This window comes from Streptomyces sp. NPDC090741 (assembly GCF_044769045.1).
In the GTDB taxonomy this organism is placed as follows: domain Bacteria; phylum Actinomycetota; class Actinomycetes; order Streptomycetales; family Streptomycetaceae; genus Streptomyces.
The window spans coordinates 67732-83425 of sequence record NZ_JBIVXF010000008.1 but is presented as its reverse complement, the minus strand read 5'-3'; the positions used below and the strand labels follow the sequence as shown (position 1 = coordinate 83425).

Sequence of the window (15694 nt, the reverse complement as noted above, 5' to 3'; positions counted from 1 at the left end):
GTGCACGTGCATCTGCCCATGCATGCGCTTATGAACACAGCTATGATCCGGTGCAGTTGACATCTGCACTATCGGGGGCTTCCTGTGGACCACGCGTACAACGGGATGGCAGCTGCAGAACTCGACGGAGTGACCTGGCAGAAGAGCAGACACAGCAACTCGCAAGGTTCCTGTGTTGAGTTCGCCAAGCTGCCGGGTGGCGCTGTCGCCGTGCGCAACTCGCGCTTCCCGGACGGGCCGGCGCTCGTCTATACGCCGGCCGAGATAGAGGCGCTGCTGCTGGGCGTCAAGGACGGCGAGTTCGACCACCTGATCGCCTGATCGGCCGGAGGGACGGCCGGAGGAACGGCGCGCTGATCAAGCCATGCACGTGCACTGGCCGGGACTGATCGCAATGATCAACCCCGGCCAGTTTTCGTCAAAGCGGACCATTGCCGAATGTCCCGCGCCCCGTCGCCTACCTACTCGTGCAGCATGAACAGCGCCCAGACCACCTTGCCGGTCAGCCGGCCCGCGAGCGGGTGCCAGCCCCAGCTGTCGCTGTAGGCGTCCACGAGGAACAGCCCGCGCCCCGACTCCAGGTCGCAGTTCTCCTGCGTGCGCTCCGGTGCGAACGATCCGCCCGGCCGGTCCTCGCTGGGGTCCCGCACCGCGCACACCAGCCGGGTGCTCCACCGCATCAGGTGCAGCCGTACCGTCGGCTCCGGATCGCCCGAGCCCGAGCCGGAGCCCGAACCCGAGCCGCCGCCGGCCCCGGCGTCCTCCGGCAGGGCATGGCGCAGCGCGTTCGTGACGAGTTCGGAGACCACCAGGGCCACGTCGTCGAAGCGCTCGTCGAGACCCCACTGCGACAAGGTCGACCGGGTGAACGAGCGGGCGCCCCGCACCGCCTCGAAGCGGGCGGGCAGAGCGCAGGAGGCGGACCCGGAGACAGCCGTGGGGTCGACCGGGGGCAGCCCCTGCCGTAACGGCTCGAGCATGGTCGATCCATTCGTCCCCATGCGAGGCACTCCCGGGATTCGCGGGCGGAGCGGCGCGCTCCGTCCAGAAAGAACTGCGGGGTGGGTCCGGCGCCGGCGCGAAAGAGCACGCAGGTGCGCGGCACCATCGTTCCGAATGCAGAAGCTGGATGCAAGGGCAGATGCACGTGCACGCGCCGGACCTGTCCACTCCCGTGATGGTTCTTGCTCATTTCTTCCTACGCATACTTACGGACTTCTTTTCCGGCAGGCGGGATTCCGTTACAGAACGAGTACGGACCGATGCGTTTTGGTGGCAGACTGCGGGGCCTGGGGTTCGGGGGCCCCGGCGACGCACATCACGCGCAGACCACGCGTACACATGGCGATGGGGAGGGCAGGACTAGTGACCGCAGAAGCAAGCGGTTCTGTGGTGCGCCGCATCCTCCTGGGCTCTCAGCTCAGGCGACTCCGAGAATCCCGCGGCATCACCCGTGAGGCGGCCGGCTACTCGATCCGCGCATCCGAATCGAAGATCAGCCGCTTGGAGTTGGGAAGGGTGAGCTTCAAGGCAAGGGACGTGGAGGACCTCCTCACGCTCTACGGAGTCACGGACGGCGCGGAGCGGGAGTCCCTGCTGGGGCTCGTCCGCGAGGCCAACGCGGCCGGCTGGTGGCACAGTTACGGCGACGTGCTGCCCGGGTGGTTCCAGACGTACGTCGGCCTGGAGGGCGCGGCCTCGCTCATCCGGATCTACGAAGTCCAGTTCGTCCACGGCCTGTTGCAGACCGAGGCCTATGCCCAGGCCGTCGTCAGCCGCGGCATGCCCGGCGCCACGAAGGCCGAGATCGACCGCCGCGTCGCGCTGCGCCTGGAGCGCCAGAAGGTGCTCGTCTCCGAGACCGCCCCCGTCTTCCACGCCGTCCTCGACGAGGCCGCGCTGCGCCGCCCGTACGGCGACCGCGACGTCATGCGCGGCCAGCTGGAACACCTCATCGAGGTCTCCCAGCGGCCCAACGTGCAGCTCCAGGTCATGCCGTTCTCCTTCGGCGGCCACGCGGGCGAGAGCGGAGCCTTCACCCTGCTGCGCTTCCCGGAGTCCGACCTCCAGGACATCGTCTATCTGGAACAGCTCACCAGTGCCCTCTACCTGGACAAAGACGAGGAAGTGGGGCAATACGAAAGGGCGATGGAGCGGCTGCAGGCCGACTGCCCCGACCCCGACCGGACGCGGGATCTTCTCCGTGGCCTGCTCCAACTGTCTTGATTGGCACGTAGTATGACGTCTGATCAGTGCATGATGACCGATCGGTCTCCGGTGCAGCGCACGGGTGCGCGCTCGCAGTAAGGGATGGCATGTCCATATTCGACGACCTGGCTCACCAGTACATCGACGGCGAATGGCTGGCCGGCACCGGTTCGTGGGACATCATCGACGTCAACCCGTACAACGGGGAGAAGCTCGCGGCCATCACCGTGGCCACCGTCGAGCAGGTGGACCGGGCCTACCGCGGCGCCGAGCGCGCCCAGAGAGAGTGGGCCGCCACCAGCCCGTACGTCAGACGCGCCGTCCTGGAACGCGCCCTGCGCATCACCGAGGAGCGCGAGAAGGAGATCATCGAGGCGATGATCGACGAGCTCGGCGGGACCCGTCCCAAGGCCGAGTACGAGGTCCACCTCGCCAAGGAGTTCATCCGCGAGTCGATCCAGCTGGCCATCCGCCCCGAGGGCCGGATCCTCGCCTCGCCGGTCGACGGCAAGGAGAACCGGGTCCAGCGCCTCCCGGTCGGCGTCGTCACCGTGATCAGCCCCTTCAACTTCCCGTTCCTGGTCACCCTGAAGTCGGTCGCCCCGGCCCTGGCGCTGGGCAACGCGGTGGTGATCAAGCCGAACCAGAACGCACCCGTGGTCGGCGGCGGGGTCATCGCCAAGGTCTTCGAGGACGCGGGCCTGCCGGCCGGACTCCTCAACGTGCTGGTCACGGACATCGCCGAGATAGGCGACGCGCTCCTGACCCACCCCGTCCCGAAGGTCATCTCCTTCGCCGGCTCCGACCGGGTCGGCCGGCACGTGGGCTCCGTCGCCGCCCGCCACTTCAAGCGGACGGTCCTGGAGCTCAGCGGCAACAGCGCCCTCGTCGTCCTCGACGACGCCGACCTCGACTACGCGGTGGACGCGGCCGTCTTCAGCCGCTTCGTCTACCAGGGCCAGGTCTGCATGGCCGCCAACCGGATCCTCGTGGACGCCTCGGTCGCCGAGGAGTTCACCGAGAAGTTCACCACCCGCGTGCGGGGCCTGAAGACCGGCGACCCCCACGAGGCCGACACCCACATCGGCCCGCTGATCAACTCCTTCCAGGCCGACGCGCTGACCGCGCTCGTGGACCAGGCCGTCGAATCCGGGGCGCAAGCGCTCGTGCGCGGGTCTACGCGCGGCAACCTGGTCGAACCGACCGTGCTGGCCGGTCTCCCCGAGGACTCCCCGCTGCTCGGCCAGGAGATCTTCGGCCCGGTGGCGCTGCTGGTGGTCTTCGACGGCGAGGACGAGGCCGTACGGCTGACCAACGCGACCCCGTACGGGCTGAGCGGCGCGGTCCACACCCGGGACGTGGAGCGCGGCGTGCGCTTCGCGCAGCGGATCGAGACCGGGATGATCCACGTCAACGACTCGACGATCGGGGACGAGCCGCTCGCCGCGTTCGGCGGGGAGAAGGCCTCGGGGCTGGGCCGGCTGAACGGCGAGGCCACGATCGAGGCCTTCACCACCCAGAAGTGGATCTCGGTGCAGCACGGCCGCACCATTTTCCCCTTCTGATCAGGCTCTGATCGCACTCTGATCGCGCTCTGCCCCCGCCCTGAGCCCGCCCTCATCTCGCCCTGATCCCCTTCCGGCCTCGTCTCCCCTTCCGGGCTCGCTCTAGACTCGGGCGAGTCAGCGGCAGGCAGCGTTCCGGGGGAGACCTGAGTTGAGCAACATTCCGGAGACGGGGCGTACGCCCCGGGTCCAGAACCGCCTGGTCGTCATCCAGGTGGTCGTCTTCTCCCTGCTTCTCACGCTGGGCGGGCGGCTCTGGTACCTCCAGGTGCGCAACGGCCAGGAGTACACGGACGAGGCGAAGAACAACCACACCCAGCAGGTCGTCCAGCCCGCCGTGCGCGGCTCGATCCTGGATTCCCGCGGGGTGCCCCTCGCCGACAACGAGACGCGCATGGTCGTCTCCGCCAGCCGTACCGACCTCACCAAGATGAGGGACAAGGGCAAGGACGTCCTGACCCGGCTCGCCGGCGTCCTGGGCCTCAACCCGGACGACGTGGTCAACAGCGTCCGGCTGTGCGACGCCAAGACGCCCAAGCCGTGCTGGAACGGCTCCCCGTACCAGCCCATCCCCGTCACCGACGAGGCGACGACGGACCAGGTGCTGGAGATAAGGGAGCACGCCGAGCAGTTCCCCGGCATCACCGCCGAGCCGACCGCCCTGCGCCGCTACGCCGGCCCGGACGGGGCCAACACCTCGCAGGTGCTCGGCTACCTCTCGCCCGTCACCGACGCGGAGATCACCAAGGCCAGGAAGACCGACTCCCCGTACCTGCGCTCCGACCAGGTGGGCCGCTCCGGCCTGGAGCGCACGTACGACAAGGAGCTGCGCGGCAAGGCGGGCATCACCCGCTACGAGGTGGACAACCTCGGCCGGGTCATAGGGCAGGCGCAGGCCGACAAGCCGACGCCCGGCTCCAACATCGTCACCTCGATCGACTCGCGCGTGCAGGCGGTCGCCGAGCGCGAGCTGAACAACGCGATGCTCGAAGCCCGCAAGACGTACGACAAGATCACGCACAAGAACTACGAGGCCGACTCGGGCGCGGTCGTCGTCATGGAGGCCAAGACCGGCCGGATCGTCGCGATGGCCTCCAACCCGACGTACGACCCGAACGCGTGGGTCGGCGGCATCTCCGCCAAGGACTACGCGGCCCTCACCGACAAGGACTCCAACTACCCGCTGCTCAACCGGGCGATCCAGGGCCAGGCGGCCCCCGGCTCGATCTTCAAGGTCGTCTCCTCGACCGCCGCGGTGAACGCCGGCTACCCCTTCAACGGGCGGTACGGCTGCCCCAGCTCGTACTCGGTCGGCAGCCAGACCTTCACCAACTTCGAGTCGCAGGGCTACGGCGACATCAGCATCGGCCGGGCCCTCGAAGTCTCCTGCGACACCGTCTACTACGGCATCGCGGACAAGGAGTGGAAGAAGGACGGCGGGATCAACCCCAAGAAGGACCCGAGCGACTGGTTCTACAAGACGGCCCACGAGTTCGGGCTGGGCAAGGCGACCGGCGTCGACCTGCCGAACGAGGTGAACGGCCGGGTCCCCGACCGCCAGTGGAAGAAGGACTTCTTCGAGGCGAACAAGGCCGCCTGGTGTCGGGACGGCAGGAAGGACGGCTCGTACGCCGAGAAGATCGCGTACGAGAACTGCCGCCAGGGCAACCAGCTGCGCGAGGGCGACGCGATCAACTACTCGATCGGCCAGGGCGACACCCTGGTCACCCCGATCCAGATGGCGTCGATCTACGCGGGCATCGCCAACGGCGGCACGATGCACCAGCCGAGCATCGGCAAGGCGGTCGTCAGCGCCGACGGCACCTCGGTCAAGGAGATCGCGCCGAAGGAGCAGGGCCGGCTGCCGATGGACGAGGAGCTGCGCGACGACATCGACGGCGCGCTCGCTTCGGTCGCCACCACGGGCAGCGCGGCCTGGCGCTTCGGCGGCTGGCCGCAGAAGCAGATCCCGATGCACGCGAAGACCGGCACGGCGGAGGTCCAGGGCAAGCAGACCACCTCCTGGTTCGCCTCGTACACCGAGGACTACACGATCGTCATGACGATCTCCCAGGGCGGTACGGGCTCCGGGGCGTCCGGCCCGGCGGTCCGCAAGATCTACGAATCGATGTACGGGCTCGACGAGAAGGGCAACCAGGACCTGTCCAAGGCCCTGCTGCCGAAGCCGCAGACGCAGCTCCCGGCGATCCGCCCGGAGGGCGCGGCACAGTGAGCGCCATTGCGGACAGGATCTGACCGCATGCATCAGTAGCGTGGTTCTTGTCAGCAGGAAGAAGCAGGCAAGAACCACGGAAAAGGCGGTTGGTCATGGCTCACCTCTCCGAAGAGATCCTGGGCGACGAGCGCGGCACGCTCCTCCTCTTCGTCGAATCCCAGCGCACTGCGATCCGCGAGTCGCTGGCCGGACTGAGCGAGGAGCAGGCGGCGAGCCGGCCCAGCGCCAGCGAGCTGTCGCTGTCCGGGCTGGTCAAGCACGTGGCCGAGGTCGAGCTGGCGTGGCTGCGGATGGCCCAGCAGCGACCCAACGAGAGTCAGCGCAGCCCCGAGAGCTGGAACGAGGCCTTCCGCCTTATAGGGGACGAGACCGTCGCGTCCGTCCAGGCACTCTGGGACGCGGTGACGGCGGAGCTGACGGCCTTCGTCCGGGACCTGCCCAGCCTGGACGAAACCTTCCCGCTGCCTGCGGCGCCCTGGTTCCCCGAGAACACCAAGGTGTCGATGCGCTGGATGCTGCTGCACCTGGTGGAGGAATTCGCCCGGCACGCGGGCCACGCGGACGTCGTCCGGGAGTCCCTGGACGGCACCAAGGCGATGGGGTAGCCCGGGCCATGGGGTGACCCGCTCAGGGACTTGCACCTCACGTGGCGTGAGGACCCAGAGTGAACGGCGTACCGACCAGAGGAGCGGAAACCATGGGCTACTCCGTGGGACAGGTCGCCGGATTCGCCGGAGTGACGGTGCGCACCCTGCACCACTACGACGAGATCGGCCTGCTCTCCCCGAGCACCCGCAGCACCGCGGGGCACCGGCGTTACGACGACGCCGACCTCGACCGGCTGCAGCGGATCCTGTTCTACCGGGAGCTCGGCTTCCCGCTCGAAGAGGTCGCGGTCCTGCTGGACGATCCGGACTCGAACCCGAGGGAGCACCTGCGCCGGCAGCACGCCCTCCTGTCCGACCGGATCGCCCGGCTCCAGCAGATGGCCGAGGCCGTTGAGCACGCCATGGAGGCAGAGAGAATGGGCATCAACCTCACGCCCGAGGAGAAGTTCGAGGTCTTCGGGGACTTCGACCCCGACCAGTACGCGGACGAGGCGCACCAGCGCTGGGGCGACACGGACGCGTACAAGGAATCCGCCCGCCGGACGGCCTCGTACACGAAGGAGGACTGGAAGCGCTTCCAGGACGAGGCGGACGAGATCAACCGGCGGTTCGCCGCGCTGCTGGACTCCGGTGCGGCCGCGGACTCCGAGGGGGCCATGGACGTGGCCGAGGAGCACCGCGGCTGGATCGACCGCAACTGCTACACCTGCTCGCACGAGATGCACACGTGCCTGGGTGAGATGTACGTCGCGGACGAGCGCTTCACGGCCTACTACGACAAGGTCCGGACCGGCCTGGCGGTGTTCGTACGGGACGCGATCCTCGCGAACGCCGTCCGCAGCGTCTAGGCAGCCCTCCGGACAGTCGGATGTTCCCCACACGGCCCCCTCCCGGTACCTGGAACCGGGAGGGGGTCTTGTGCGTTGATAATTGAAACCGCCGTCTTGTCCGGCGCACCCGCGGACGCCCGCCGCGACACCCCCCGATCCAGGAGAGCCCGGAACTCGTGTACACGCTTGCGCTCGGCCCTGAGTGGCTGTCCCCGGAGTATCTGATCGGGCAATTCGGTCTGATCGGCATCCTGATCATCGTTTTCGCGGAGTCGGGCCTCTTCGCGTTCCTGCCGGGCGACTCGCTGCTCTTCACGGCGGGCCTGTTCGTCGCCAGCGGCGCGATCACGGAGCCGCTGTGGCTCGTCTGCACCCTGATTGCGGCCGCTGCCATCCTCGGTGACCAGGTCGGCTACATGATCGGCAAGGTCTTCGGCCCGAAGATCTTCAACCGGCCGAACTCCAAGCTCTTCAAGCGGGAGAACCTCGACTCGGCGCACGACTTCATGGAGAAGCACGGCCCCAAGGCCATCGTGCTCGCGCGCTTCGTTCCGATCATCCGCACCTTCGCGCCGATGGTCGCGGGCGCGACGGCGATGAAGTACCGCACCTTCCTGACGTTCAACGTCATCGGCGGTGTCCTGTGGGGCGCGGGCGTCACGGTCCTGGGCTACCAGCTCGGCCAGTTCGAGATCATCAAGAAGAACGTCGAACCGATCTTCATCGGCATCGTCCTGATCTCCGTCATCCCGGTGATCTTCGAGGTGCTGAAGTCCCGCAAGGAGAAGAAGGCGGCGGCCGCCTCCGGCGGGCAGCCCGAGACCGGCGAGGACCCGCAGGCCCCGGGCCGGCGCAGCGGCCGCCACGCCAAGCGCTGAGTCCCGTACCGGCCCGTCCGAAAGCCCCGGCCGACCCGGAGAGGGTCGGGCCGGGGCTTTCGCGTGCGCGGTGCCAGGTCGTGTCGTCCCTAGAAGCCGCGGGTCCGCTTCGCCGCGCGCCGCTTGGCGGCGCTCGCGGCCCCCGGGATCCGCATGAACAGCCGCGAGGTCTCCGACCCGAGGTTGACCCCGATCGCGATGGCCAGCGCGATGGCGGCGGCGTTCACCAGCGAGGCGAGGCCTTCGTTCAGCCGGTTCTCGGCGATCAGCAGCAGCCCGTAGTACGTCGCCGAGCCCGGTAGCAGCGGGCCGATGGCCGCCGTCGTGTACGGCAGGGCCGAGGCGAAGCGGTAGCGCGAGAAGAGCTGGCCGAAGAGGCCGACCAGCCCGGCGGCGATGGCCGTGGAGGGCACGGGCGGGATGCCGCCCGCGTAGTGCAGGGCCCCGAACGTCACCCAGGCGACCCCGCCGTTCAGCGTCACGATCCACACGGTGGAACGTTCCTGCTGGAGCAGGATCGCGAACGTGAACACCAGCACCATCGAGGCCGCGATCTGGATCAGCGGCCGCTGCGTGATCTGGAGGACCTCCTCCGGCTTCGGCGAGGGACCCAGCTGGAGCCCGAAGTACAGCACGACCAGCACGCCCATGATGATGCCGATGAAGAGGTACATGACCTCCAGCAGCCGGGCGGAGGCGGTGATGTAGAAGCCGGTCAGGCCGTCCTGCACGGCCGCGACCAGGGCTCGCCCGGGCAGCAGCGCGAACAGCCCGCCGGTGATCACCGCGGAAGCGCGTACGTCGATCTCGGCCAGCTTCAGGGCCACGCCTATGGCGGCGGGCGGCATCGCGGCGACCACGAACTGGTAGAACTCCGGCAGTCCGCGCCCGGCGCACAGCCAGGCCAGCCGGTCGCCGAGCATCGCCCCGATCGCGGCGGCGAAGAAGACGAGCACGCCGCCGCCGACCAGGGTGGAGGCGGCCCCGGCGAGCAGCCCGGCGGCGGCCGTCAGGACCCAGGAGGGGTACGGGTGCCGGTTGCGGCGGATCTCGGCGAGGCGCCGGTACGCCTCCTCCAGCGTGAGCTCGAACTCGTGCGCGCTGATGTCGTCCACCAGCTGGTAGACGGCGGCCAGCCGGGTGTAGTCGGTGCCGCGGCGGCGTACGGTCCGGCTCGCCGAGACGGGGTCGTCGACGAGCGAGGGCTGGTGGGTGATCGACAGCAGGGTGAAGGTGACCGTGGGCTCGCAGCGGTCCAGCCCGTACGAGCGGGCCACCGCGAACATCGCGGCCTCCACGTCCTCGGCCCCCTCGCCGCCCGCCAGCAGCAGCTCGCCGATGCGCAGGGTGAGGTCGAGTACGCGGCCCACGGCGGGCCCGGCCTCGGCGTGCTTCTGCACGGCCTCCGGGACGGGGCGTACGTCGACCGGCATGCGCAGCATGGTGCGCATACGGTCCTGCCAGGGGGATTCCTTCATCAGGGAGACGGGGAACCCGGCGCCGGGGGTGTAGGCGGGCGGGGAGTGCTGGGCGCTGTACGTGGCCGGGGGCGCGAAAGCGGAGCCTTCGGGCTCGGGCTCGGCGGCCGGCTCGGGAACCCCCTCCGGCACGGCGAACTCCGAGGTGGGCTGGTCCTCGTCGACCGGTTCCGGCTCGATTCCGGCGGGGGGAGTGAAGGCGCTGCGCGCCTCGTCGGATTTCGGCTTCCGGTCCTGCGTGCCCCCGGATCCCTCGCCCTCCGCCACACGTCCTCCAGTCCCCGACCAGCTCGGGTATCAGTATGCGGAACCGTTTCGTCCTCGGCGAAACCGGACGACGAACGGGCGGCACCCCCTCGGTGAAGGGGTACCGCCCGTTCGTCTTCGAGCCTGTTACCGGCTGGGCGGACCCAGCGGAATCGGCGGACTCAGTGGTGGCCGCCCTGGGCCTCAAGGCGCTTGTACGAGGCCTCGATCTCGGCCTCGGCCTCGGCGCGGCCGACCCAGTTGGCGCCCTCGACCGACTTGCCCGGCTCCAGGTCCTTGTAGACCTCGAAGAAGTGCTGGATCTCCAGGCGGTCGAACTCCGACACGTGGTGGATGTCGCGCAGGTGCTCCACGCGCGGGTCCGAGGCCGGCACGCACAGCAGCTTGGCGTCGCCGCCCGCCTCGTCCGTCATGTTGAACATGCCGATCGCGCGGCACTTGATCAGGCAGCCCGGGAAGGTCGGCTCGTCCAGGATGACCAGCGCGTCCAGCGGGTCGCCGTCCTCGCCGAGGGTGTTCTCGACGAAGCCGTAGTCCGCCGGGTAGCTGGTGGAGGTGAAGAGGCGACGGTCCAGGCGGATCCGGCCGGTCTCGTGGTCCACCTCGTACTTGTTCCGCGAACCCTTGGGGATCTCGATGGTGACGTCGAACTCCACGTCCTGCTCCTCCATGATCAGCTTCATTTGCTTCGGGACTGCATTGATTCATCTGCGCGCGGGTCCGGCCCAGCCTCCCCCAGCTCCCGCTGGGAGGTGCCCCCCAACCGGGTGGGGTGCCATGCTCGCGGCAAGACGCAGTGGTTAAGTGTCCCTCACGCACATGTGTGATCGCGAAAGGGGCTGGTCCGAGGTGCCATTGGTCAAGACGTGGCAGCTCATCGCGGTGTCGGCCGTCGCCGGCCTCGCCCTGTCGGTGGCTGCGGTGGCCGCCGCCGGTCCTTGGGACTCCGGCCAGCGTAAGGCCGAGCGGGACAGGGCCGCCTCCCGGGGCCTTGCGGGTGGCGCAGATCACGGCGGCGGCCGCGGCGCGGGGCTGCTGCCGCAGGCCGCGCCCAGCGCTCCCGGGGTGCTCTCCGGGATCGGCCCGGGCGCCGCGCGCACGGCGGGCAGCGGGGTCGCGGCCGCGGATTCCGGGCGGCTCGCCGAGGTGCTGCGGCCGCTGCTGGCCGACCCCGCGCTCGGCAGCCTGCGTACGGCCTCGGTCATCGACACCGCCACCGGCCAGGTGCTCTTCGAGTCCGGGGCGCGCGAGGCCATGACCCCCGCCTCCACCACCAAGATCGCCACCGCGGTGGCGGCGCTCGCCGCGCTCGGCCCCGAACACCGGATCCGGACCACGGTGGCCCCCGGAGCCGGCCCCGGGGAGATCGTCCTGGTCGGCGGCGGAGACCCCTCCCTCACCGCGAGGAAGAAGAGCCCCGCCGGGTCCGGCGGCAGCCTCGTGGCCCTCGCCGCCGACACCGCCCAGGCTCTCAAGGCCGCCGGCACCGACTCCGTGCGCCTCGGCTACGACGACACCCTCTTCACCGGCCCCGCCCGCCACCCGATCGGCGAGAACCCCAACATCGCGCCGGTCACCGCCCTGGCGGCCGACGAGGGCCGCGTCGACGACTCCACCTCCGGTCCCGTCGACCGGGTCGAGGACCCCGCCATGGAGACCGCCCGCTCCTTCGCGGCCCTGCTGGGAGACCGAGGCATCAAGGTCACCGCAGACCCCGCCAAAGCCAAGGCGCCCGCCGGGGCCCAGCCGCTCGCCACCACCCTCTCCACCCCGCTCGCCGGGCTCGTCGAGCGGATGCTGACCAACAGCGACAACGACATCGCCGAGGTCCTCGCCCGCCAGACCGCCCTCGCCTCCGGGCAGCCCGCCAGCTTCGAGGGCGCCGAGAAGGCCGTCACCGGCCGGCTCGCCGCCCTCGGCGTCGACACGGCCGGCTCCCGCTTCGCCGACGGCAGCGGCCTGGGCCGCGCCGACAAGATCAGCACCGGCCTGCTCACCGGACTCCTGGCCAAGGCCGCCGACCCGCAGCGGCCGGAGCTGCGGCCCGTGCTCACCGGACTGCCCGTCGCCGGATTCACCGGGACCCTGCGCAGCCGCAACGCCGGCAATTCCCCGGCGGCCGGCCTGGTCCGGGCCAAGACGGGCACCCTGAGCGGCGTGAACTCCCTCGCCGGGACCGTCGTCGACTCCTCCGGGCGACTGCTGGCCTTCGCGTTCCTGACCGCGAACACCCCCGACCCCGGGGCCGCGGAGAAGGGCCTCGACAAGCTCGCCGCGGCCGTCGCCCGCACTTCGTAGCCGATCCGAGGGGCTCCGCCGCGGCGCCGGTCCACGTACCGTTGACGCATGACGAGCATCGGTGGTGCCGAGATGGTCGACTGGAATCTCGCGGTGGCGACCGCGACCCGGCTGGTGCGGCCGGGTCCCGAGGTCAGCCGCGACGAGGCCCGCGCCGTGGTGGCGGAGCTGCGCAGGCATGCGAAGACCTCCGAACGCCACGTCCGCGAGTTCACCCGGATGATCCCCGAGGGGGCCGTCGTCCCCGACACCCCCGTCCTCGTCGTCGACCGGGCCGGCTGGGTCAAGGCCAACGTGGCCGGCTTCCGCGAGCTCCTCGCCCCGCTGCTCGGCAAGATGCAGGACCGCCGCGCCGGCGCCCCCGGCGGCGCCGTCCTCGGCGCGGTCGGCGGCAAGGTCACCGGCGTCGAGCTGGGCATGCTGCTCAGCTTCCTGGCCTCCCGCGTGCTCGGCCAGTACGAGACCTTCGCCCCGGCCGGGCGCGACCTGCCGGGCTCTTCCGCGGGCGGCGGCCGGCTGCTGCTCGTCGCCCCGAACATCGTCCACGTCGAGCGCGAGCTGGACGTGCGCCCGCACGACTTCCGGCTGTGGGTCTGCCTGCACGAGGAGACGCACCGTACGCAGTTCACGGCCGTCCCCTGGCTCCGCGACCACCTGGAGGGCGAGATCCAGACGTTCCTCGGCGCCACCGAGGTGGACCCGGCGACCGTCCTGGAGCGGCTGCGCGAGGCCGCCCAGTCCTTCGCCGGCGCCCGCCCCGACTCCGAGCAGGGCGACGAGGGCCGCTCCCTGGTCGAGCTCGTCCAGACCCCCGAACAGCGCGAGGTGCTCGCCCGCCTGACCGCCGTCATGTCCCTGCTGGAGGGCCACGCCGACTACGTCATGGACGGCGTCGGCCCCGCCGTGGTGCCCTCGGTCGCCGAGATCCGCGAGAAGTTCCAGCAGCGCCGGGCCAGCGGCGCGGGGCGCCTCGACGCCGCGCTGCGCAAGCTGCTGGGGCTCGACGCCAAGCTGCGCCAGTACCGCGACGGCGAGCGCTTCGTACGCGCCGTCGTCGGCCAGGTCGGCATGGACGGCTTCAACCGGGTCTGGACCTCGCCGAACACGCTGCCGACGAAGGCGGAGATCGCCAAGCCCGCGGACTGGGTCGCGCGGGTGCACCGCAAGGGCGAATAGAGGCGAAGGGGAGTGACTCAGGGGGCGTAAACATGTCTCACTGGGGGAAGAAGCGTCACCCGTCCGAGGGACCGTGAGGCGTGGAAGGGCGTGCGATGCTCAGGGAACGGCTCGGCTCTGTCACCATCGACGCACTCTGAGTGACAACCCTCATCTCGCGGGGGGCTCCCAGCGAGGGGCTCCTCACGGGGGCCGGGGCACCGGGCAGCGTCGAACAGCACCGAACAGAAGCCGTTCCAGCACCACACCCCCAGCCTTCGAGGCATCCGAACTCCACCGAAGGGCACCGGACATGGGTCCCCATCCTGCGGTCGCGGCGATACGCCTGGCGGTCCGCCGCGTACTCCACGACGTCCTCACCGACCTCACCGACCGTTCCGCCGGCCACTCCCCGACCCCGTCCGGGGGGACGCCCGCCGAGGCGGCCGGCACCCTGCCACTCGTACTCGTCGCCTGCTCCGGCGGCGCCGACTCCATGGCCCTCGCCTCCGCCCTGGCCTTCGAGGCGCCCAAGCTGGGCATCCGGGCCGGCGGCATCACCGTCGACCACGGCCTCCAGGCCGGCTCCGACCTGCGCGCCGCCGAGGTCGTCACCCGCATGACCGTGCTCCGCCTCGACCCGGTGGAGTCCGTCTCCGTGCGCGTCGGCCGTGACGGCGGACCCGAGGCAGCCGCCCGGGACGCCCGCTACGCCGCCCTGGACGAGGCCGCGGACCGCCTGGGCGCCGCCGCCGTGCTGCTCGGCCACACCCGGGACGATCAAGCCGAAACCGTCCTGCTGGGCCTCGCCCGCGGCTCCGGCATCCGCTCGCTGTCCGGCATGCCGGAGGTCTCGCGGGGTCCCGGCGGCCCGGGCCGCAGCCACCGCTACCGCCGCCCCTTCCTCCAGATCGACCGGCAGACCGCCCGCAAGGCCTGCATGGTCCAGTCGCTGCCGGTCTGGGACGACCCGCACAACATCGACCCCGCCTACACCCGCTCCCGGCTCCGCCACGAGGGACTGCCCGCCCTCGAGAAGGCGCTGGGCAAGGGAGTGGTCGAGGCGCTGGCCCGCACCGCCCAGCTGTCCCGCGACGACGCCGACGCCCTCGACTCCTGGGCCGCCGATGCCGAGGCCGGCGTACGGGACGAGGACGGCCGGCTGGAGTGCGCCAAGCTGTACGCCCTGCCCCCGGCCGTCCGCCGCCGCGTGCTGCGCAGGGCCGTGGTCGCGGCCGGTTCCCCCGCAGGCTCACTCTTCGCCCGCCACATCGAGGAAGTGGACCGGCTCATCACCGGATGGCGGGGCCAGGGCGCCATCAACCTGCCCGGCCGGGTCGAGGCCCAGCGGCAGGGTGGCAGACTTGTCATCCGGCAGGGCTGATTGGTGCTGAAACACGGCTGAGTCCTCCGGGGGCACCCCCGGAGCCCCGGCCGCAAACGAAAGTGATGCGGGTGGACGAGAAGGACATGGGCAGCGACCTCCAGTCGGTGCTCATCACCAAGGAAGAGATCGACGCGAAGCTGGCCGAGCTGGCCGCGAAGATCGACGCGGAGTACGCGGGCAAGGACCTGCTCATCGTCGGCGTCCTCAAGGGCGCGGTGATGGTGATGGCGGACCTGGCGCGTGCCTTGTCCACCCCGCTCACCATGGACTGGATGGCGGTGTCCTCGTACGGCGCCGGGACCCAGTCCTCCGGTGTGGTCCGGATCCTCAAGGACCTGGACACCGACATCAAGGACAAGCACGTCCTGATCGTCGAGGACATCATCGACTCGGGCCTGACCCTGTCCTGGCTGCTGTCGAACCTGGGCTCGCGCCAGCCGGCCTCGCTGGAGGTCGTCACGCTCCTGCGCAAGCCCGACGCCGCGAAGGTCGCGATCGACGTGAAGTGGGTCGGGTTCGACATCCCGAACGAGTTCGTCGTCGGCTACGGCCTCGACTACGCGGAGAAGTACCGCAACCTGCCGTTCGTCGGCACCCTCGCCCCGCACGTCTACGGCGGCTGACGCCCCGGACGGGACCGGGCCCCGGACGGGGCCCGCTCAGGGGAACCCTGGAACGATTCCTGCCGTTGGAGCAGGGGAAAGCAGTTCTGTCAGCCGTCCCACGAGGCCGCGGGTGACAATACAGGGGTACATTCCGAAGAACAGTCTTTACTCACAGCAGC

At 70.2% G+C, this 15694-nt stretch carries 13 protein-coding genes and 1 pseudogene; 11 read left to right on the top strand and 3 right to left on the bottom strand.

Features of this window, described 5'->3' with window-relative positions:
• Positions 1–84 precede the first annotated feature (84 nt).
• Positions 85–321: a DUF397 domain-containing protein gene (locus ACIQU4_RS22175; protein WP_030158576.1), complete on the top strand. Its 237-nt coding sequence runs from the start codon at positions 85–87 to the stop codon at positions 319–321.
• Between the two features lie 140 nt (positions 322–461).
• On the opposite strand, the gene ACIQU4_RS22170 is transcribed toward ACIQU4_RS22175, so the two are convergent.
• A complete protein-coding gene (locus ACIQU4_RS22170; RefSeq protein ID WP_403733335.1) occupies positions 462–980 on the bottom strand; it encodes an ATP-binding protein in 519 nt (172 codons plus the stop codon).
• Positions 981–1347: 367 nt separating this feature from the next.
• Between ACIQU4_RS22170 and ACIQU4_RS22165 the strand changes: the two genes are divergently transcribed.
• From ACIQU4_RS22165 to ACIQU4_RS22140, 6 genes and pseudogenes are all read left to right on the top strand, one after another.
• Positions 1348–2226, top strand: coding sequence for a helix-turn-helix domain-containing protein (locus tag ACIQU4_RS22165; RefSeq protein WP_403734030.1), 879 nt, complete (start codon positions 1348–1350; stop codon positions 2224–2226).
• An 89-nt stretch (positions 2227–2315) separates the two neighbouring features.
• Complete coding sequence (locus ACIQU4_RS22160) at positions 2316–3773, top strand: aldehyde dehydrogenase family protein (RefSeq protein WP_403733333.1); 1458 nt, start codon at positions 2316–2318, stop codon at positions 3771–3773.
• 151 nt (positions 3774–3924) lie between these two features.
• Positions 3925–6006, top strand: a complete 2082-nt coding sequence (gene mrdA, locus ACIQU4_RS22155; protein ID WP_403733330.1) for a penicillin-binding protein 2 — start codon at positions 3925–3927, stop codon at positions 6004–6006.
• 95 nt (positions 6007–6101) lie between these two features.
• Positions 6102–6614: a DinB family protein gene (locus tag ACIQU4_RS22150; RefSeq protein ID WP_403733327.1), complete on the top strand. Its 513-nt coding sequence runs from the start codon at positions 6102–6104 to the stop codon at positions 6612–6614.
• Between the two features lie 92 nt (positions 6615–6706).
• A complete protein-coding gene (locus ACIQU4_RS22145; RefSeq protein ID WP_403733325.1) occupies positions 6707–7465 on the top strand; it encodes a MerR family transcriptional regulator in 759 nt (252 codons plus the stop codon).
• A gap of 158 nt (positions 7466–7623) precedes the next feature.
• Positions 7624–8292: pseudogene (locus ACIQU4_RS22140) on the top strand (DedA family protein); the annotation flags it as partial.
• A 122-nt stretch (positions 8293–8414) separates the two neighbouring features.
• On the opposite strand, the gene ACIQU4_RS22135 reads toward ACIQU4_RS22140, so the two are convergent.
• On the bottom strand, positions 8415–10070 hold the full coding sequence (locus tag ACIQU4_RS22135; protein ID WP_403733323.1) for a threonine/serine exporter ThrE family protein: 1656 nt from the start codon (positions 10068–10070) through the stop codon (positions 8415–8417).
• 161 nt (positions 10071–10231) lie between these two features.
• A complete protein-coding gene (locus tag ACIQU4_RS22130) occupies positions 10232–10726 on the bottom strand; it encodes an inorganic diphosphatase (protein WP_266672831.1) in 495 nt (164 codons plus the stop codon).
• Positions 10727–10919: 193 nt separating this feature from the next.
• On the opposite strand from ACIQU4_RS22130, the gene dacB reads away from it, so the two are divergent.
• The 4 genes from dacB to hpt all read left to right on the top strand — a co-directional run bounded on the left by dacB (position 10920) and on the right by hpt (position 15533).
• Positions 10920–12368, top strand: a complete 1449-nt coding sequence (gene dacB / locus ACIQU4_RS22125; RefSeq protein ID WP_403733320.1) for a D-alanyl-D-alanine carboxypeptidase/D-alanyl-D-alanine-endopeptidase — start codon at positions 10920–10922, stop codon at positions 12366–12368.
• A 48-nt stretch (positions 12369–12416) separates the two neighbouring features.
• Positions 12417–13544: a zinc-dependent metalloprotease gene (locus ACIQU4_RS22120; protein WP_403733316.1), complete on the top strand. Its 1128-nt coding sequence runs from the start codon at positions 12417–12419 to the stop codon at positions 13542–13544.
• A 292-nt stretch (positions 13545–13836) separates the two neighbouring features.
• Positions 13837–14907: a tRNA lysidine(34) synthetase TilS gene (tilS, locus tag ACIQU4_RS22115; protein WP_403733313.1), complete on the top strand. Its 1071-nt coding sequence runs from the start codon at positions 13837–13839 to the stop codon at positions 14905–14907.
• Between the two features lie 65 nt (positions 14908–14972).
• Positions 14973–15533 (top strand): hypoxanthine phosphoribosyltransferase, encoded by a 561-nt coding sequence (hpt, locus tag ACIQU4_RS22110; protein ID WP_030158549.1) that lies wholly within the window; start codon positions 14973–14975, stop codon positions 15531–15533.
• The last annotated feature ends 161 nt before the right edge of the window (positions 15534–15694 follow it).